General features: G+C 49.9%; 18 protein-coding genes and 1 pseudogene. 12 read left to right on the top strand and 7 right to left on the bottom strand.

Annotated elements, in window-relative coordinates:
- Window positions 1–88: 88 nt before the first annotated feature.
- Window positions 89–1,828: a potassium/proton antiporter gene (locus HV243_RS10965; RefSeq protein ID WP_016153367.1), complete on the top strand. Its 1,740-nt coding sequence runs from the start codon at window positions 89–91 to the stop codon at window positions 1,826–1,828.
- A 107-nt stretch (window positions 1,829–1,935) separates the two neighbouring features.
- Here the strand turns inward: HV243_RS10965 and dadX are convergent, their stop codons facing one another.
- Window positions 1,936–3,006, bottom strand: coding sequence for a catabolic alanine racemase DadX (gene dadX / locus HV243_RS10960; protein ID WP_016156782.1), 1,071 nt, complete (start codon window positions 3,004–3,006; stop codon window positions 1,936–1,938).
- 12 nt (window positions 3,007–3,018) lie between these two features.
- On the bottom strand, window positions 3,019–4,317 hold the full coding sequence (locus tag HV243_RS10955; protein WP_046275019.1) for a D-amino acid dehydrogenase: 1,299 nt from the start codon (window positions 4,315–4,317) through the stop codon (window positions 3,019–3,021).
- A gap of 322 nt (window positions 4,318–4,639) precedes the next feature.
- On the opposite strand from HV243_RS10955, the gene HV243_RS10950 reads away from it, so the two are divergent.
- The gene (locus HV243_RS10950) at window positions 4,640–6,172 is read left to right on the top strand and encodes a SpoVR family protein (RefSeq protein ID WP_003833557.1); all 1,533 of its coding nucleotides are present in this window, start codon (window positions 4,640–4,642) and stop codon (window positions 6,170–6,172) included.
- Between the two features lie 75 nt (window positions 6,173–6,247).
- On the opposite strand, the gene fadR is transcribed toward HV243_RS10950, so the two are convergent.
- Window positions 6,248–6,967 carry a fatty acid metabolism transcriptional regulator FadR gene (fadR, locus tag HV243_RS10945; protein ID WP_016153370.1) on the bottom strand — a complete coding sequence of 240 codons (720 nt, stop codon included), beginning with the start codon at window positions 6,965–6,967 and terminating at the stop codon, window positions 6,248–6,250.
- A gap of 236 nt (window positions 6,968–7,203) precedes the next feature.
- On the opposite strand from fadR, the gene nhaB reads away from it, so the two are divergent.
- The 7 genes and pseudogenes from nhaB to HV243_RS10910 form a co-directional block, all read left to right on the top strand.
- Complete coding sequence (gene nhaB / locus HV243_RS10940) at window positions 7,204–8,748, top strand: Na(+)/H(+) antiporter NhaB (protein WP_029139569.1); 1,545 nt, start codon at window positions 7,204–7,206, stop codon at window positions 8,746–8,748.
- 141 nt (window positions 8,749–8,889) lie between these two features.
- Window positions 8,890–9,420: a disulfide bond formation protein DsbB gene (gene dsbB, locus HV243_RS10935; RefSeq protein ID WP_003844060.1), complete on the top strand. Its 531-nt coding sequence runs from the start codon at window positions 8,890–8,892 to the stop codon at window positions 9,418–9,420.
- Window positions 9,421–9,530: 110 nt separating this feature from the next.
- Window positions 9,531–9,872 (top strand): DUF1971 domain-containing protein, encoded by a 342-nt coding sequence (locus tag HV243_RS10930; RefSeq protein WP_016153372.1) that lies wholly within the window; start codon window positions 9,531–9,533, stop codon window positions 9,870–9,872.
- 270 nt (window positions 9,873–10,142) lie between these two features.
- Window positions 10,143–10,508, top strand: a complete 366-nt coding sequence (locus HV243_RS10925; RefSeq protein WP_053389070.1) for a GtrA family protein — start codon at window positions 10,143–10,145, stop codon at window positions 10,506–10,508.
- Complete coding sequence (locus tag HV243_RS10920; protein ID WP_053389069.1) at window positions 10,505–11,425, top strand: glycosyltransferase family 2 protein; 921 nt, start codon at window positions 10,505–10,507, stop codon at window positions 11,423–11,425. The genes HV243_RS10925 and HV243_RS10920 overlap by 4 nt, the downstream gene beginning before the upstream one ends.
- A complete protein-coding gene (locus HV243_RS10915) occupies window positions 11,426–13,063 on the top strand; it encodes a DUF6056 family protein (protein WP_053389068.1) in 1,638 nt (545 codons plus the stop codon). It begins immediately after the preceding gene.
- Between the two features lie 161 nt (window positions 13,064–13,224).
- Window positions 13,225–14,088 (top strand): annotated as a pseudogene (locus HV243_RS10910) (tyrosine-type recombinase/integrase); the annotation flags it as partial.
- 26 nt (window positions 14,089–14,114) lie between these two features.
- On the opposite strand, the gene HV243_RS10905 reads toward HV243_RS10910, so the two are convergent.
- The 3 genes from HV243_RS10905 to HV243_RS10895 all read right to left on the bottom strand — a co-directional run bounded on the left by HV243_RS10905 (window position 14,115) and on the right by HV243_RS10895 (window position 15,676).
- Complete coding sequence (locus tag HV243_RS10905; protein ID WP_016153373.1) at window positions 14,115–14,561, bottom strand: YcgN family cysteine cluster protein; 447 nt, start codon at window positions 14,559–14,561, stop codon at window positions 14,115–14,117.
- A 92-nt stretch (window positions 14,562–14,653) separates the two neighbouring features.
- Window positions 14,654–15,313 carry a fumarylacetoacetate hydrolase family protein gene (locus HV243_RS10900; protein ID WP_016156786.1) on the bottom strand — a complete coding sequence of 220 codons (660 nt, stop codon included), beginning with the start codon at window positions 15,311–15,313 and terminating at the stop codon, window positions 14,654–14,656.
- 69 nt (window positions 15,314–15,382) lie between these two features.
- On the bottom strand, window positions 15,383–15,676 hold the full coding sequence (locus HV243_RS10895) for a YcgL domain-containing protein (RefSeq protein ID WP_016153375.1): 294 nt from the start codon (window positions 15,674–15,676) through the stop codon (window positions 15,383–15,385).
- A 126-nt stretch (window positions 15,677–15,802) separates the two neighbouring features.
- Here HV243_RS10895 and minC point away from each other — a divergent pair, with 126 nt between their 5' ends.
- The 3 genes from minC to minE are packed head-to-tail and all read left to right on the top strand — an operon-like array spanning window position 15,803 to window position 17,616.
- On the top strand, window positions 15,803–16,510 hold the full coding sequence (minC, locus tag HV243_RS10890; protein ID WP_016153376.1) for a septum site-determining protein MinC: 708 nt from the start codon (window positions 15,803–15,805) through the stop codon (window positions 16,508–16,510).
- A gap of 23 nt (window positions 16,511–16,533) precedes the next feature.
- Window positions 16,534–17,346, top strand: a complete 813-nt coding sequence (minD, locus tag HV243_RS10885) for a septum site-determining protein MinD (protein WP_003020956.1) — start codon at window positions 16,534–16,536, stop codon at window positions 17,344–17,346.
- Between the two features lie 3 nt (window positions 17,347–17,349).
- Window positions 17,350–17,616: a cell division topological specificity factor MinE gene (minE, locus tag HV243_RS10880; protein ID WP_001185666.1), complete on the top strand. Its 267-nt coding sequence runs from the start codon at window positions 17,350–17,352 to the stop codon at window positions 17,614–17,616.
- An 87-nt stretch (window positions 17,617–17,703) separates the two neighbouring features.
- Here minE and HV243_RS10875 read toward each other — a convergent pair whose 3' ends face one another.
- On the bottom strand, window positions 17,704–18,621 hold the full coding sequence (locus HV243_RS10875; protein ID WP_016153377.1) for a LysR family transcriptional regulator: 918 nt from the start codon (window positions 18,619–18,621) through the stop codon (window positions 17,704–17,706).
- Window positions 18,622–18,661: the final 40 nt, after the last annotated feature.

Here is an 18,661-nt window from a genome sequence, read left to right as displayed (position 1 = left end):
TTAACAGGGCTAAGTAAAACGCTGTTTCTGTCGTTATTATGTTAGGGTTTATATATACGAAACAGCGTAATTCAGGAGTAACCGAACGTTGGATGCCGCAGCAATAATTAGCCTTTTTATTTTGGGTTCCGTACTCGTCACCTGCAGTATCTTACTCAGTTCATTCTCATCACGTCTTGGTATCCCTATTCTGGTGATATTTCTCGCTATCGGTATGTTAGCGGGAGTCGACGGCGTGGGCGGTATTCCTTTCGATAACTACCCTTTCGCCTATATGGTGAGTAACCTGGCGCTGGCGGTTATCCTGCTCGACGGCGGGATGCGCACCCAGGCCAGCTCATTTCGTGTCGCGTTAGGCCCGGCGCTGTCGCTGGCGACCGTCGGGGTGCTGATTACCTCCGGACTCACCGGCATGATGGCCGCGTGGCTGTTTCATCTGGATCTTATCGAAGGACTCCTGATTGGCGCGATTGTCGGTTCAACCGATGCCGCGGCGGTTTTTTCCCTGCTTGGCGGCAAGGGGCTTAACGAACGTGTTGGCTCTACGCTGGAAATTGAGTCCGGGAGTAATGACCCGATGGCGGTGTTTTTAACCATCACGCTTATCGCCATGATTCAAAATCACGAGACCGGTTTAAGCTGGATGTTTGCAGTGCATATTATCCAGCAGTTCGGCTTAGGGATCATACTGGGTCTCGGTGGTGGCTACCTGCTTCAGCAAATGATTAACCGCATTTCACTGCCTGCCGGGCTTTATCCGCTACTGGCCTTAAGCGGTGGGATCCTGATTTTTGCCCTGACCACTGCACTGGAAGGCAGCGGTATTCTGGCGGTCTATCTGTGTGGTTTCCTGCTGGGTAATCGCCCCATCCGCAACCGATTTGGCATTCTGCAAAACTTCGACGGTCTGGCCTGGCTGGCGCAAATCGCCATGTTCCTGGTGCTGGGACTGCTGGTTACGCCGTCCGACCTGCTGCCTATCGCGATCCCTGCGCTGATTTTGTCTGCATGGATGATATTCATTGCCCGTCCGCTGTCGGTCTTCGCCGGACTGCTGCCGTTTCGTGGCTTCAATCTGCGCGAGCGCATTTTCATCAGTTGGGTGGGCCTGCGCGGTGCAGTCCCCATTATCCTCGCCGTGTTCCCAATGATGGCGGGTCTGGAGAATGCGCGCCTGTTCTTTAACGTCGCGTTCTTCGTGGTTCTGATCTCGCTGCTGTTTCAGGGAACGTCGCTTTCCTGGGCCGCCAAAAAAGCCAAAGTGGTGGTTCCTCCCGTCGGCTGGCCCGTTTCGCGCATTGGTCTGGATATTCATCCGGAAAACCCCTGGGAGCAGTTCGTTTATCAGCTCAGCGCGGATAAGTGGTGTGTAGGAGCCGCACTGCGTGACCTGCATATGCCGGAAGAGACGCGAATTGCCGCCCTGTTTCGTGACAACGTGCTGTTTCACCCATCCGGCAGTACGCGGCTGCGTGAAGGCGATGTTCTGTGCGTCATTGGTCGTGAGCGCGATCTCCCTGCTCTCGGCAAGCTGTTTAGCCAGTCGCCGCCGGTATCGTTAGACCAGCGCTTCTTCGGTGATTTTATTCTCGAGGCCAGCGCAAAATATGCCGATGTGGCACTGATATATGGCCTGGAAGATGGCACAGAGTATCGTGATAAACAGCAAACGCTGGGTGAAATTGTCCAGCATCTGCTTGGCGCCGCGCCGGTCGTCGGTGACCAGGTTGAATTTGCTGGCATGATCTGGACGGTTGCTGAGAAAGAAGATAATGCGGTGCTGAAGGTCGGTGTTCGCGTTGCTGAAGATGAGGATGAGGCGCGTTGATGCTTTTTGCCGGGCGGCGGCAGCGCTTTGCCCGGTTTGCGCTCTGCGTCGCATAAACGGTGTAGCCGGATGAAACGCATCAGCGTCGACATCCGGTTTTAGATACGTTACACCGTCACAACCGGCACGCGCAGCGCCAGAGAACACATCAACTCGTAGCCCACCGTACCCGCTGCGCTGGCCACATCGTCAATTTTAATCTCTTTGCCCCACAGCTCTACCGGCGTCCCGATCCCCGCCTGCGGACACGGTGTCAGATCTACCGCCAGCATATCCATTGAGACCGTCCCCACCGTTGTAGTGCGTACGCCGTCCACCAGCACCGGCGTTCCGCTTGGCGCATGGCGCGGATAACCGTCTGCATACCCGGTCGCCACAATGCCAATGCGCTGCTCGCCGCTGGCGGTATAGCGTCCCCCGTAGCCCACCCGGTCTCCTGCTTTCAGCGTCTGTATGCCGATTATCTCGCTGCTCAGGGTCATGACCGGTTTCAGGCCGGTATTGGCGATGTCCCGCCACTGTCCCGAAGGTGATGCGCCATACAAAATAATGCCCGGGCGCACCCAGTCATAATGTGCTTCAGGGTGCCACAGCGTGGCGGCCGAATTGGACAGCGACCGTCTGCACTCCAGCCCTTCTGTCGCCTGTGCAATACGCGCCATGGCCTCCTGGATACCTTCCGGGTGCTCCGCATCTGCAAAGTGGGACATCAGCGTCATTTCACCGACGTTGGGCATTGCCCGCAGCTGTTGCCAGACCGTTGATACTCTTTCCGGTAAAAAACCCAGTCGGTTCATGCCGCTGTTCACCTTCAGGTAAACATCCAGCGGCGCGTTGAGGCGCGCATTCTGCAGCGCTTTTAATTGCCAGTTACTGTGTACACAGGTGGTTAGACGATATTTGTCATACACCATCAGGTCTTCGGCGTGGAAAAATCCCTCCAGCATGAGTATCGGGCCTTTCCACCCGCGCTCACGCAGGGTTATCGCTTCTTCAAGATTGAGCATGGCAAAACCGTCGGTTGTGCCCAGCGCATTCCAGACACGTTCAATGCCGTGTCCGTAGGCATTGGCTTTCACCACCGACCAGACGCGGGCGTCCGGCGCGGCCTGGCGGGTAATAGTCAGGTTTTGTTTCAACGCCTGCAGGTCAATGCTGGCCAGTATCGGGCGAGTCATCTCACGTCCTTATCAGTTATGTGCGCCATGTAAATGCCGTGGACGAGATGGGGTAAACCCCGGGCTGTAACGCGCCACGCTCAGATCGTCGTAAGGAATGGCTGGTGTGCGGCCAGACAGAATGTCGCTCAGCAACTGACCCGAACCGCAGGCCATGGTCCAGCCCAGCGTGCCGTGGCCGGTATTAAGCAGTAGATTCTTAAAGCGTGTTCGCCCGATCACTGGCGTACCGTCCGGCGTCATCGGACGCAGCCCGGTCCAGAAGGTTGCCTGCTCCACATGCCCACCGCGTGGGAAGAGATCGCGGACGACCATCTCCAGCGTCTCACGACGGGGTTGCAGCAATTCCGTATTGAAGCCGACAATCTCCGCCATGCCGCCAACGCGAATACGGTTATCAAAGCGGGTAATGGCGATTTTGTAGGTTTCATCAAGGATCGTTGAAACCGGCGCGCCGTCATCTTGCGCCACCGGAATGGTCAATGAATAGCCTTTGAGCGGATAGACCGGAATATCAACGATCCCTTTTAGCATCGCCGTAGAGTACGAGCCGAATGCCATCACATAGGCATCGGCTTTGACTATCTCCTCACCACACTGAACGCCATAAATCTGCTCACCATCGCTCAACAGCTTATCGACCGGAGTATTAAAGCGAAATTTCACACCCGCCTGCTCCGCCATCAGCGCCAGACGCTGGGTAAACAGCTGGCAGTCACCCGTTTCGTCATTCGGTAAACGCAGACCGCCGGTCAGCTTGTGTGCCACTTCCGCCAGCGCCGGTTCAACTTCCGCCAGGCGGCTTGCTTCCAGGAGCTGATACGGCACACCGGCGTCCTCGAGGACGGCGATGTCGCGGGTCGCGTTCTCATACTGTTGAGCGGTACGGAACAGTTGTAACGTTCCGCCCTGGCGTCCTTCGTACTCGATACCGGTAGAGGCGCGTAGCGCTTTCAGGCAATCACGGCTGTATTCCGCCAGTCGCACCATCCGGCCCTTGTTTTCCATGTAATGGCTGGTGTCGCAGTTGCGTAGCATCTGCCACATCCATTTCAACTGGAACTGCGTCCCGTCGAGGCGAACGGCCAGCGGCGCGTGGCGCTGAAACATCCATTTAATTGCTTTAAGCGGAACACCTGGCGCCGCCCAGGGTGCTGCATAACCTGGAGAGATTTGCCCCGCGTTCGCCGCACTGGTTTCCAGTGCCGGACCGGGCTCACGATCAATGACGGTGACATCGTGTCCAGCCTGACTTAAGTACCAGGCGCTGGTCACGCCAACGACACCACTTCCCAGTATGACAACTCGCATAGCCACTCCGTTAACAGTAAAAGAACAATCATCTAATTACATCTTGATAACTCAGTTGAAAATATTATTCAACATATGGCTTTTTTATGGTGACTTATCTCACATATGGCGGTGATGGCGGGGAACTCCCTGCTTTGGTATCTCCTGCTGTGCGTTATTTTTATCCAGCATAAAATTTTGCGGCCATACCGTTTTTCGACGCCTCGCTAACAAGAAATCGCAAAGAAAAAAATTCAGCCGCAGCACGTTTTTTAACACCATGATCTATGCTTGAAATGAGGTACTCCAGACAGAGAGTGCCGCCAACAATGAGGGTGCGCGAATGGCTACGATTGATTCCATGAACAAGGACAGCACACGGTTAAGCGATGGACCCGACTGGACGTTTGATCTGCTGGATGTCTATCTGGCGGAAATAGACCGCGTGGCGAAACTCTACAGACTGGATACCTACCCGCACCAAATCGAGGTGATCACCTCCGAACAAATGATGGACGCTTACTCCAGCGTCGGGATGCCAATCAACTATCCGCACTGGTCGTTTGGTAAAAAATTTATTGAAACCGAGCGTTTGTATAAGCATGGTCAGCAGGGGCTGGCCTATGAGATTGTTATCAACTCCAATCCGTGTATCGCGTATTTGATGGAGGAAAACACCATCACTATGCAGGCGTTGGTGATGGCGCATGCCTGCTACGGACATAACTCCTTCTTTAAAAACAACTATCTGTTCCGTAGCTGGACGGATGCCAGCTCCATCGTCGATTACCTGATCTTCGCGCGAAACTATATTACCCAGTGTGAAGAGCGTTACGGCGTGGATGAAGTCGAAAAGCTCCTCGACTCCTGTCACGCGCTGATGAACTACGGCGTGGATCGTTACAAACGCCCGCAAAAAATCTCCCTACAGGAAGAGAAAGCCCGACAGAAAAGCCGTGAAGAGTATCTGCAAAGCCAGGTAAATATGTTGTGGCGTACGCTGCCGAAGAAAGAGGAAGAGAAAACCGTTGCGGAAGCCCGACGTTATCCTTCTGAACCGCAGGAGAATCTGCTGTATTTCATGGAGAAGAACGCCCCGCTGCTGGAATCCTGGCAACGCGAAGTGCTGCGCATTGTGCGCAAGGTCAGCCAGTATTTTTATCCGCAGAAACAGACGCAGGTGATGAACGAAGGGTGGGCCACTTTCTGGCATTACACCATCCTTAATCACCTTTATGACGAAGGTAAAGTCACCGAGCGGTTTATGCTGGAGTTTTTACATAGCCATACCAACGTGGTATTCCAGCCGCCGTACAACAGCCCGTGGTATAGCGGGATAAATCCCTATGCTCTGGGTTTTGCCATGTTCCAGGATATTAAACGAATTTGTCAGTCGCCTACCGAAGAGGACAAATACTGGTTCCCGGATATAGCGGGTTCTGACTGGCTGGAAACCCTGCATTTCGCGATGCGCGATTTCAAAGATGAGAGCTTCATCAGCCAGTTCCTGTCACCGAAGGTTATGCGTGATTTCCGCCTGTTCACCGTGCTGGATGACGATCGTCATAATTATCTGGAGATTTCCGCGATTCACAACGAGGAAGGATATCGTGAGATCCGCAACAGGCTGTCGTCGCAATATAACCTGAGCAACCTTGAGCCGAATATTCAAATCTGGAATGTCGATCTGCGCGGCGACCGCTCGCTCACCTTGCGCTATATTCCGCATAACCGCGCTCCGCTGGATAAAGGACGCAAAGAGGTGCTCAAGCATGTGCACCGGCTCTGGGGTTTTGACGTGATGCTGGAGCAGCAGAATGAAGACGGCAGTGTGGAGCTGCTGGAGCGTTGCCCGCCGAGGATGAACGGTCTGTAAATCTTATTACCGGATGGCGACGCGAAAACCTCTTATCCGGCCTACAATGCATTTCGTAGGCCGGATAAGGTGCGATTAGCGCCCCTGAATAGCTAAATCGCCCGGCAGGTTTTTCTGCATACGATGCCAAATCTCGCCGCTGTCGTGACCATAGCGACGCACCGTTTCATATACCTGCTCATGAGCACCCTGATCACAAAGTTCTGACAGCTTACGGTAAAAGCTCAGCGCCAGCGCGCGGGCTTCCGGATTGGCGAAATAATGGCGGCCAATGCGGGTATATAATCCCTTCATTCCATTGAGGATCAAACCGTAAATCGGATTGCCAGAGGCAAATGCCAGACCGCGGAAAATGTTATAGTCCAGATCGGCGAACGCATCAGCATGGTCGGCCACCTGATTTGCCGTTGCCAGAACCTCCTGCGCTTTATCAGGATGCTGGCGAAACGCGGTACGAACAAAGATCGTCGAGATGTTGGTACGCACGGACAGCAGATTATCAATAAGCTGCGGCACGCTCTCGTGATCGAGACGCGCCAGCGTTTCAAGGATATTTAGCCCGGAGGTTTCCCAGAAGTTATTCACCTTCGTCGGCTTGCCGTGTTGAATGGTCAACCAGCCGTCCCGCGCCAGACGCTGTAATACCTCGCGTAACGTGGTACGTGTCACTCCAATCAGTTCAGAGAGTTCACGTTCAGCAGGCAAAATAGTGCCAGGTGGGAAGCGGTTATTCCAGATACTTTCAATGATGTACTCTTCCGCGAACCCAGCCGGGCTTTGCGCCTTAATGACCATAGTGATAATTCCATTACACAGCAAAACATAGTTACAGTTATCATACCAGACGGGCTACATGGCTGATAGCTGACGCAATGAAGAAAAAGTGGATCAAGGCTTCATTTTCCAGATTACGCTGAAGCACAGCCAGCCTTGTCCGTCGCGTGAATAGCTTGCCTGTACTCCCTCCTCCCGCTAAGCTTTGCGGTCAAACATAAAAACATGATTTCATTTTTAAAGGTAGGGAAATCACCATGGAGCTATCATGGGGCCGCGCTATGTGGCGCAATTTTTTAGGTCAATCACCTGACTGGTACAAACTTGCACTACTCGTATTCTTAGTCGTTAACCCGGTAATATTTTTCATCAATCCCTTTATTGCGGGCTGGCTGTTGGTGGCCGAGTTCATTTTTACGCTGGCGATGGCGTTAAAATGTTACCCGCTGCTACCAGGCGGGCTGCTAGCCATCGAGGCGGTCATCATCGGCATGACCAGCGCCACACATGTGCGTGAAGAGGTTGCCGCTAACCTTGAGGTGCTATTGCTGCTGATGTTTATGGTGGCTGGCATCTACTTTATGAAGCAGTTGCTGCTGTTTATTTTCACCCGCCTACTGCTTACGATTCGCTCCAAGATGCTGCTGTCGCTGGCATTTTGCGTTGCCGCTGCCTTCCTTTCTGCATTCCTGGATGCGCTGACCGTCGTTGCCGTGGTAATCAGCGTAGCGGTTGGTTTTTATGGTATCTACCATCGTTTCGCCTCTTCCCGCACGGAAGACAACAATATGCTCGATGATAGCCATATCGATCAGCACAATAAGGTCGTACTGGAGCAGTTCCGTGGTTTTCTGCGCAGCCTGATGATGCATGCGGGTGTCGGTACGGCGTTAGGCGGCGTAATGACTATGGTCGGCGAACCGCAAAACCTGATTATCGCCAAAGCGGCTGGCTGGCATTTTGGTGACTTTTTCCTGCGCATGTCGCCGGTCACCGTCCCGGTGCTGATTTGCGGCCTGTTAACCTGCATGCTGGTTGAGAAATTGCGCTGGTTTGGCTATGGCGAAACGCTGCCGGAGACCGTCCGCGATGTCCTGCAACAGTTTGACGATCAAAGCCGTCAGCAGCGTACTCGTCAGGAAAAAATCAAACTGATTGTTCAGGCGATTATCGGTATCTGGCTGGTGGTTGCCCTGGCCCTGCATCTGGCGGAAGTCGGATTAATCGGTCTGTCCGTCATTATCCTGGCCACGTCGTTGACCGGCGTTACTGACGAACACGCGATTGGTAAAGCGTTTACCGAGTCGCTGCCTTTCACTGCCCTGCTAACCGTGTTCTTCTCTATCGTTGCGGTGATTATCGATCAACAGCTCTTTTCACCGATTATTCAGTTTGTTTTGCAGTCCTCTGAACATGCTCAACTGACGCTGTTCTATCTCTTTAACGGCCTGCTGTCTTCTATCTCTGATAACGTGTTTGTCGGCACCATCTACATTAACGAAGCCAAAGCCGCGTTGGAACATGGGACCATCAGCCTTAACCAATTTGAGCTGTTAGCGGTGGCGATCAATACCGGGACTAACCTGCCTTCCGTTGCTACGCCAAACGGCCAGGCGGCATTCCTGTTCCTGCTGACCTCCGCGCTGGCACCATTGATTCGACTCTCTTATGGCCGCATGGTGTGGATGGCTCTGCCTTATACTCTCGTCCTGACGCTGGTTGGTCTGCTTTGCGTCGAGTTCACGCTTGTTCCGGTGACTGAGTGGATGACCCAGGCGGGCTGGTTAGCTACACTTTCATAACAATTTACCGGGCAAATCACTGCCCGGTTTGACTTTTTGCATGATAATTATCCGATTACTCAAATTTTCAATTCCTGCTAGTGGCGCATAAATTGAATTGGTTTAAACTGCGCTCTCTACGCATGTTGCAGGGAAATTATTATGTTGCGATTTTTAAACCAGTGCTCCCGAGGTCGTGGTGCATGGTTATTGTTGGCGTTAACCGCCTTTGCGCTGGAGCTTGTCGCGCTGTGGTTCCAGCACGTCATGCTGCTAAAACCTTGCGTGTTGTGTATTTACGAACGTAGCGCATTATTTGGCGTGATGGGCGCGGGGCTGGTGGGGGCTATCGCACCAAAAACGCCGCTACGCTATGTGGCGATGATTATCTGGATTTACAGTGCCTGGCGCGGACTGCAGTTAGCGTATGAGCACACCATGATTCAGTTGCACCCATCACCGTTTATGACCTGTGATTTTGCAGCACGCTTCCCGAGCTGGCTGCCGCTGGACAAATGGCTGCCGCAGGTGTTTTTAGCATCCGGTGACTGTGCTGAACGCCAGTGGTCTTTTTTAACCCTGGAAATGCCACAGTGGCTGTTGGGGATCTTCGCCGCTTACCTGGTGGTCGCCGTGCTGGTAGTCATAGCACAGCCGTTTAAACCGAAAAAACGTGACCTCTTCGGTCGCTAACAGAGACGCTCCTTCGGGAGCGTTTTTTTTGCCTTAAATTCATTGCCTGCTGGCATCTATAAAATGTATATTAAATGCATCTTATAGATGCCACACCAAGGAGATGTCTGATGTCCCATTTACGCATCCCGGCAAACTGGAAAGTAAAACGCTCTACTCCCTTCTTTACCAAAGACAACGTCCCGGCAGCACTTCTTTCTCACCATAACACCGCAGCAGGCGTGTTTGGACAGCTCTGCGTAATGGAAGGTACGGTAACGTATTATGGCTTTGCCAATGAAGACGCAAAAGAACCTGAAGTGAAAGTGGTGATTAATGCCGGTCAGTTCGCGACCAGCCCACCGCAGTACTGGCATCGCGTTGAATTAAGCGACGATGCGCAATTCAACATTAACTTCTGGGTGGAAGATGACAACCACTCCGATGAGATGTATCAGGCGAAAAAGTCTTAACCCTTAACGCCTGCTAATCGATGGGCGGGTCAGTCCGCCCATGAAGGTTTGTTCAGGATAGGCGGCACTATTAATTTATGGTGCGGCGAAGTGAACAGAAAGCAGTCATAAAGCAAAGCATTAGCGCAAGACGAATCGATACCTTTAGTGGTTTTGAGTTGTTTTGCGCTAATTTTTTGCCCCTTATATGCCCCACCATAGATCTGAGGATGATCAGATTCTTCTTGGGTGGTAAACTCCGCAACTACAAAAAACTACTCATACAGACAAATGCTTAAGCTATTTTCAAAATATTTTACTGTTGGCATTTTCAACACTGCGCTGCACTGGGTTGTTTTCGGCATGTGCTTGTACGCATTCAATACTAACCAGGCGCTGGCGAACTTTGCTGCTTTCTGCATTGCGGTAACGTTCTCATTCTTCGCCAACGCAAGATTCACATTTAAGGCGAAGACCACCACGCTGCGCTACATGCTTTATATCGGGTTTATGGGCACGCTCAGCGCCGCTACTGGATGGATGGCTGACCAATGCGCACTTCCTCCACTCTTTACCCTGATTGTGTTCTCTGCTCTTAGCCTGATTTGCGGCTTCTTCTATTCTAAATTCATCGTTTTCCGGAGTGAAAAGGCGTGAAAATATCCCTGGTTGTTCCTATCTTCAATGAAGAGGACACGATACCTATTTTTTACAAAACGGTTCGCGAATTCGACGAGCTGAAAGAGCATGACGTTGAAATCGTGTTCATAAATGATGGCAGCAAAGACTCTACTGAGTCTATTATCAATGCCCTGGCGTTATCTGACAGCAATGTTAAAGCTCTGTCGTTTACTCGTAACTTCGGCAAAGAGCCAGCATTATTCGCAGGCCTGGACCATGCGACTGGCGATGCAATCATTCCAATTGATGTTGATCTACAAGACCCAATTGAGGTTATTCCGCACCTAATAGAAAAGTGGCAAGCTGGCGCGGATATGGTTCTTGCAAAGCGTACAGACCGCTCAACAGATGGCAGGCTAAAGCGCAAGTCTGCTGAGATGTTCTATAAGCTACACAACAAAATCAGCAATCCGAAAATTGAAGAGAATGTGGGTGATTTCCGTCTGATGTCCCGCGACGTAGTTGAAAACATCAAACAGATGCCAGAGCGTAACCTGTTCATGAAGGGGATTTTAAGCTGGGTTGGCGGGAATGTAGATGTAGTTGAATATGCCCGCGCCGAGCGCGTTGCTGGCAGCACGAAGTTTAACGGCTGGAAATTATGGAACCTTGCTCTTGAGGGGATAACCAGCTTCTCCACATTCCCACTCCGCATATGGACCTACATCGGACTTGGTGTTTCTTTATTCGCATTTCTGTACGCAGCGTGGATGATTATCAACAAGCTAATCTGGGGAAACCCAGTACCTGGCTATCCATCGTTGATGACCGCTATCCTCTTCCTTGGCGGAGTGCAATTGATTGGGATTGGCGTTCTTGGTGAGTACATGGGGCGCATTTACATTGAAACAAAGCAAAGACCTAAGTACATATTAAAAAATAAGGGGCAATAAGTGCATTTTATTAAGCAGAGAACATCACAAGTGTTTATTGCGTCGCTTGCAGTATGTTTTGTATTAACACTTTTAGTGGCGCTAAAAACACCAATGCATTCAGATGACTATCTTTATGCACTAAAGGGATTGTCTTTTGAAAGTCATTACAAACATTATATAAAATGGAGTGGCAGGGTTGTTTCAGATTATATAAGCCCTGCGCTTCTACTTATGCCACATTGGCTGCGGGCTGCATTTAACTCATTGGCGCTAGTTGTTTTAATTGGTACAATAGTTATATTTGGAAAGCAAGAAAAAAACATTGACACAAAGGACTCTCTTTCTGTTCTGTTAATAACATTCCTATACTACATTTCTAATAGTAACTTAGGACAGACAACATTCTGGATTGTTGGATCTGCAAACTACTTATGGACAAATATGTTCATAGTTTGCTTCCTTTTATGCATCAAAAGAAACGTAAATATTTTAGCTACATCTTTGTTAGCATTCTTGGCTGGCTGTTCAAATGAAAACACATCTATCGTAGTTATCCTCCTGACCGCAACATATTTAGCTTATCAGCTCATCAGAAAAAACGGAGATTACAGAAAAACAATCTGGTACTTGCTGTTGAATATTTCTGGTTGCTTGTTGCTATTACTTTCCCCAGGAAATATGGAGCGAGCAAAGTTCTTTGAGGCATGGTATAGCAAGCCGCTTGCTAATAGGCTTTTCGAGCATGTGACATACAGAATACCAGCAATGGCAGAGCATTTCTGGGCTTTGCTGTTTGTTATGGCTGTTATTTCTGTACTGTTTTCGATGAGAAATAATTGCGATAAATCCCGCATAAATATTAACTCCACGCTATGCTTGGTTTTTGTGGTCGCAGCAATTGCATCCATGCTGGTCATGTTTGCCGCGCCATCGTACCCTCCGCGCTCAGGAAATGGTACTCTTGTGCTTTTGATGATTTCGCTTTCTTTGATGATCGGGCAAACAGTATCTGAAGATAATAAAAAAACAGTTGGTTATGGCCTTGCATTAATACTGTTATCAATAATGCCGTTCTTCGCACCTGCGTATTACCTAATGCACAAAGAGTATTCAAATGCGTTTGATCAAGATAAGATTAGAATGGCTCTAATTGAAAGGCTTAAGAATGAAGGCCGCCACGACTTTAAGATCCCAAATTTCTTCTTTGGCCAACTATCTAGCGACAGCTATAAATTCGATTTGTATCATAACAAATGGTCATACGGTGCTTTCTTTGGAGTTAACTCAATTGAGGGTGGATACTCTAACTTTGATTACTCATCAATCTTAAACAGCAAAGAGATAGATGTTAATAAAGAGTTGCTGCCTAAGCAAGCAATCCTGAAGAAGATTTATATATCAGATAAAGGATATCTGGTTTTCATCACAAACCGTAACATGTCGCTGCCCGACAATGGGAAGGAAAAACTATTCATCCATGCATATTATAATAACAAATCAGGATTCAAGAATTACGATTGTTACCCAAAATCAATGATGATTGATAAGGATTTTGTAACCGGGATAAAAATGGACACCACCAACCTAGATTATATCCAGGTTGGTGTGTTTAGCGGAACGACAAGAAAAACAGATCTAAAAATATACGTTCACTGATAGAATATGGCGGCCTTATAAATTAACAAGGTCGCCATTTATTATGCGGAAGCATTTATTTTAAGCCAGCTCGTACCATTCCACTGCCATGCTATTACTGGGTCGGAAGGAACTGATGCTGGCGATGTGCGGTAACACATAAACCCAATTGGCGTTGTTGTTACCAGATATGCGGTGCGCACCAGAAAAACAGGTCAGTGAAGAAAGGGAGGACGGTCAGGACAGTTAACGTCTATGTTACCTGCATGAAGGGAATGTTTGATTTTGCAGTGTTGAATGGGTACATAAGCAAATCACCATTTGCTGCAGTTACCCCGCTCAAAAAATCGAAGTCAGATCCGTCACTACTTACCCATGATGAGTATCATCGCTTCCTCGATAAATGCCCGTGCGAACAGATACGAAATCTCTGGAAACTTGCGTTTAATACAGGCATGCGACACGGTGAGATATGCGCACTGGCATGGGAGGACATCGACACGAAGAACTGGACCATTCGGATCAGCAGGAACCTTGCCATTTCAGATCACTTCACGCCGCCAAAGACAGAAAGTGGTAACCGGACAATCAATCTCACCACTCCGGCCATCGAGGCACTAAAAAGCCAGATGGCTTACACCAGGATGGGAAAACAACATCAGATAGACGTTCACCTCAGAGAGTTTGGCAGAACTCGCCGGGATGAATGTACTTTCGTTTTTGTTCCCAGGCTAACGGCAAGGAATGGTAAAGGAGGTGAATGGTACTCGCCCGGGTCATTCTCAGGAACGTGGAACAACATATTAAGAAGGAGCGGTATTCCGCACCGCAAGTCATATGAATCTCGACACACATATGCTTGCTGGGCATTAAGCGCCGGAGCCAACCCCAACTTCATTGCAGCTCAAATGGGGCATACGTCGGCACAGATGGTTTACAGCGTTTACGGAAAATGGATGTCCGACAACAATGACAACCAACTGGCAATATTGAACGCTAATTTTGGAGGCAATGCCCCACAGATGCCCCATGCTCAAAACGAGTAGAAACAAAATCCTTTAACCTCATGGAGTTAATCAGCCCATGAAGGTTTGTTCAGGATATGATCCTGCCAGTCACGCACTTCCGATTCTTTCACCGCAATATGACGAACTGAGATACGCTCACCGTGCATCGCCGCTTTTGATCCTGTCAGCAACGGGTGCCACTCCGGCAGCCCTTTTCCTTCTGCGAGCAGACGATAGGCGCAGGTCATAGGCAACCATTCAAAAGTCGGCAGATTATCACGCGTCAGTTTGATGCAGTCAGGCTCGTACTCGAATCGACGTTCGTAATTACGACACTGGCAGGTTTTAATGTTGAGCTGACGACAGGCGACATTGGTAAAGTAGATTTCGTCAGTGTCTTCATCCATCAGCTTATGCAGGCAGCATTGACCGCACCCGTCACATAATGACTCCCACTCGGCATCGGTCATTTCATCAAGGGTTTTACTTTGCCAGAAAGGTATGTCGCTCATCAGGGTTTCCGCTATTGCAATAAAGCTGCACCTTATAACCAGTCTGGCACGCTGATGCAAGTTTTGCCGCCCGAAAAGGCGGCAAGCAGAGATTACAGCACGCGGGTTGTTAGCGTTTGACCGTGAAAACTGATGGCCAGTTCGTCGCCGCTGCTTAAAGGTCCCACGCCTGCTGGCGTTCCCGTTAACACCACATCGCCCGCTTTGAGGGTAAAGAAACGGCTCATATAAGCAATCAAGGGAACGATGTGATGGATCATGTCCGCCGTGGAGCCGTGCTGGCGAGTTTCACCGTTGACCGTTAATCCAAGCATCGTATCCTGCGGGTCGCCATTAAATTCCGCCACCGGAATAAATCCAGACAGCGGGCAAGAGTTATCAAAACCCTTCGCTTTTTCCCATGGCTGCCCCGCCTTCTTCATTTTGCCCTGAATATCGCGCAGGGTCAGATCCAGCGCGACACCATAACCGGCGATGGCTTTGCGCACATGATCTTCTGTCGCTTGCCGCAGGGTCGCGCCAATCAGCACAGCCAGCTCAACTTCATGGTGGACAGACCCCATATCAGATGGGATCACCAGCGGTTGGCGCAAATCGCACAGCGCGGTTTCCGGTTTAATAAACAGAACCGGTTCTTCCGGGGTGGTTCCGCCCATCTCTTTAATATGGTTGGCATAGTTACTCCCTACGCAAACCACCTTACTCACCGGATAATCCAGCAGAGCACCATGCCAGTTGTGATGTTGATACATTACTTTCCCCTAACGTAGTCATAGATTTCAGGTACTGCATCGATGGAACGTGCTGCTGCCGGATGCAGTTTAACGTTTAGCGTCTGGTGTATTTTGTTTTGCCGCTGCCAGATGCTGTTTAAGTAAATCTTCTGGCGGCGGGGGTATTTGTAAATAATAGCCCTGCTCGGTCAGGGCCTGTTTTACTTTTTCAAGATCGGCATTAACTAATTTTTTTCGCCCATCAAGCGGTAACATCATTGCCAGCGTCGGCTGACCAAATCCTCTCATCAGTTCTTCAGGAACGCGCGAGAAATCGTCTTTTTTTTCGACATATAAATAGGTCTGGTCACGTTTGCTGCTTCGGTAGATCACACAAAACATATCTTTTACTCTGAATTCACGGAATGGTGGCTTGCCTCAATATAATACTGACTATAACATGCCTTATAGTCTTCGGAATATCACCCCGCGCTGGGGATGATAAATAGCAAATTGAGTAAGGCCAGGATGTCAAACACGCCAATCGAGCTTAAAGGCAGTAGCTTCACCTTATCAGTGGTTCATTTACATGAAGCAGAACCCGAGGTTATTCGTCAGGCGTTGGAAGACAAAATCGCGCAGGCACCGGCTTTTTTAAAACATGCTCCCGTGGTGGTTAACGTGAGTGGTCTTGAAAGCCCGGTAAACTGGTCAGCGCTGCAGAAAGTGGTCGCGTCTACCGGATTGCGCATTATTGGCGTTAGCGGATGCAAAGACGCCAGACTAAAGGCAGAAATCGACGAAATGGGTCTTCCTTTACTGACTGAAGGTAAAGAAAAAGCTATTCGTCCTGCGCCTGTTGAGGTCCCGGCTCCCGTCGCTCCGCCGCAAAACGTTACTCCCATCACAAAAACACGATTAATAAATGTGCCGGTTCGTTCCGGTCAGCGCATTTATGCTCCACAATGTGATCTGATTGTTACAAGCCACGTCAGTGCGGGCGCAGAGCTTATCGCTGATGGCAATATTCATGTTTATGGAATGATGAGAGGCCGTGCGTTGGCAGGTGCAAGCGGCGATCGTGAAGCGCAAATTTTTTGTACCCATCTGACGGCAGAACTGGTGTCTATCGCAGGTGTTTATTGGCTGAGTGATAAAATCCCAGCAGAATTTTATGGCAAAGCGGCCCGTCTGCAATTAGCAGAGAACGCTTTGACAGTTCAACCGTTGAATTGATCCCTTTTTAACAAGGAATTTCTATGGCACGCATTATTGTTGTTACTTCGGGTAAAGGGGGCGTTGGCAAAACCACCTCCAGCGCGGCCATCGCTACAGGTTTGGCCCAGAAGGGAAAGAAAACTGTCGTTATTGATTTTGATATCGGCCTGCGTAACCTCGATCTGATTATGGGTTGTGAACGCCGCGTCGTTTACGACTTCGTCAACGTTATTCAGGGCGATGCGTCGTTAAATCAGGCGTTAATCAAAGATAAGCGTACCGAAAATCTCTTTATTCTTCCGGCCTCACAGACTCGCGATAAAGACGCGCTGACGCGTGAAGGCGTCGCGAAAGTTCTGGACGACCTGAAAACGATGGAATTCGATTTCATCGTCTGCGACTCCCCGGCGGGTATTGAAACCGGCGCGCTGATGGCCCTGTATTTTGCCGATGAAGCGATTATCACCACTAACCCGGAAGTCTCCTCTGTACGTGACTCTGACCGTATTCTGGGTATTCTGGCGTCGAAATCTCGTCGTGCGGAAAACGGTGAAGATCCGATTAAAGAGCATTTGTTGCTGACGCGCTACAACCCTGGCCGCGTAAATAAAGGTGACATGCTGAGCATGGAAGACGTACTGGAAATTCTGCGAATCAAGCTGGTTGGCGTGATTCCTGAAGATCAGTCAGTCCTGCGCGCGTCTAACCAGGGTGAGCCGGTTATTCTCGACATCAATGCTGATGCCGGTAAAGCCTATGCTGATACCGTAGACCGTCTGTTGGGAGAAGAACGTCCTTTCCGCTTCATTGAAGAAGAGAAGAAAGGTTTCCTCAAACGCCTGTTCGGAGGATAAGTTATGGCATTACTGGATTTTTTTCTCTCGCGGAAAAAGAGCACAGCGAACATCGCTAAAGAGCGACTGCAGATTATTGTTGCGGAACGTCGTCGTAGTGACGCCGAGCCACATTATTTACCGCAACTGAGGAAAGATATTCTCGAGGTTATCTGCAAGTATGTACAAATTGATCCCGAAATGGTCACCGTACAGCTTGAACAAAAAGACGGCGATATTTCTATCCTCGAACTTAACGTGACATTACCTGAAGCTGAAGAGTCTAAATAACGGCTTTGCTCAGTGAGTTATAGTTGCAAAAAAAGGCAGATTATTCTGCCTTTTTTATTTTCAGTTTCTTGCCTGGCTGTTGCGGATTTATTCCAAAGTAAACTTTGGATAGTTTTCGGCAAAATAGCGGCGCAAATACTCAACCGTAATACGGATTTTTGCCGACGTCGCCAGCCGAGAAACATAAACCGCCCATATATTTGCTGGTTGATAATACTCGGGTAATACGTGTACCAGATGTCCACCGGCAATGTTGTCGCAAACGTCCCACCACGAACGCAGGGCAATTCCCTGCCCATCAAGACACCACTGATGTACCACTTCGCCATGATTAGACGACAGAGGCCCCGTAACTTTAATTGAGTGAGCGCCCTCTTTATTACGCATTTGCCAGATGCCAAACGGATGGTCGCGCTCTTTGATAACCAGACAAGGAAAAGTGGAGAGATCGTTCAGTTGCTTTGGCGTCCCATGCTGCGCCACAAATTCCGGCGAGGCGCACAGAATACGGTAGTTAGTCGCCAACTTGCGGGCAATCAGGTTTGGCGCGATATCATCCCCGATACGAATATCAAGATCGACGCCCTCATTCACCATATCCACCAGGCGGTCTTCAACATCGAACCTCAGTTCTAGCTGCGGGTACGCTTTTGCCAGCGCAGACAGCGCCGGAGCCACCACCCGACGGCCAAAACCAAAGCTACTAATAATACGTAGCATCCCCTGCGGGATCTGCCTGGCATCCGACAACTCGTCCATCATCTGATCGACATCCTGCAGGATCCGCTGCGCCCATTCGTAGATCCGCTCCCCCTCTTCCGTGATGGTTACACGCCGCGTTGTCCGGTGCAGCAGCACCACGTTCAGTGTCTGCTCCAGCAGGGCTACTCGCTTACTGATAAAAGCCGGTGATACACCCAGTTCCTCGGCAACGGCGGCAAATCCTGCCCGACGGGCAACCAGCATAAAGACGCGTAAATCATTTAGCAGCGGCAGATTATTCATGATCTGTGTTTTATGTTTCACCAGTTAGGGGGATTAACTC

This window comes from Citrobacter sp. RHBSTW-00599 (assembly GCF_013784065.1).
Classification (GTDB): Bacteria; Pseudomonadota; Gammaproteobacteria; order Enterobacterales; family Enterobacteriaceae; genus Citrobacter; species Citrobacter braakii.
The sequence above is the reverse complement of the archived record's forward strand: the minus strand, read 5'-3'. Positions and strand labels throughout refer to the sequence as shown.

Coding starts and splice junctions, on each gene's coding strand:
- minE (WP_001185666.1), top strand. CDS start 17,350: ATGGCATTACTGGATTTTTTTCTCTCGCGGAAAAAGAGCACAGCGAAC.
- HV243_RS10905 (WP_016153373.1), bottom strand. CDS start 14,561: ATGAGCGACATACCTTTCTGGCAAAGTAAAACCCTTGATGAAATGACC.
- HV243_RS10930 (WP_016153372.1), top strand. CDS start 9,531: ATGTCCCATTTACGCATCCCGGCAAACTGGAAAGTAAAACGCTCTACT.
- dadX (WP_016156782.1), bottom strand. CDS start 3,006: ATGACTCGCCCGATACTGGCCAGCATTGACCTGCAGGCGTTGAAACAA.
- minC (WP_016153376.1), top strand. CDS start 15,803: ATGTCAAACACGCCAATCGAGCTTAAAGGCAGTAGCTTCACCTTATCA.
- fadR (WP_016153370.1), bottom strand. CDS start 6,967: ATGGTCATTAAGGCGCAAAGCCCGGCTGGGTTCGCGGAAGAGTACATC.
- HV243_RS10875 (WP_016153377.1), bottom strand. CDS start 18,621: ATGAATAATCTGCCGCTGCTAAATGATTTACGCGTCTTTATGCTGGTT.
- nhaB (WP_029139569.1), top strand. CDS start 7,204: ATGGAGCTATCATGGGGCCGCGCTATGTGGCGCAATTTTTTAGGTCAA.
- dsbB (WP_003844060.1), top strand. CDS start 8,890: ATGTTGCGATTTTTAAACCAGTGCTCCCGAGGTCGTGGTGCATGGTTA.
- minD (WP_003020956.1), top strand. CDS start 16,534: ATGGCACGCATTATTGTTGTTACTTCGGGTAAAGGGGGCGTTGGCAAA.
- HV243_RS10900 (WP_016156786.1), bottom strand. CDS start 15,313: ATGTATCAACATCACAACTGGCATGGTGCTCTGCTGGATTATCCGGTG.
- HV243_RS10925 (WP_053389070.1), top strand. CDS start 10,143: ATGCTTAAGCTATTTTCAAAATATTTTACTGTTGGCATTTTCAACACT.
- HV243_RS10955 (WP_046275019.1), bottom strand. CDS start 4,317: ATGCGAGTTGTCATACTGGGAAGTGGTGTCGTTGGCGTGACCAGCGCC.
- HV243_RS10895 (WP_016153375.1), bottom strand. CDS start 15,676: ATGTTTTGTGTGATCTACCGAAGCAGCAAACGTGACCAGACCTATTTA.
- HV243_RS10950 (WP_003833557.1), top strand. CDS start 4,640: ATGGCTACGATTGATTCCATGAACAAGGACAGCACACGGTTAAGCGAT.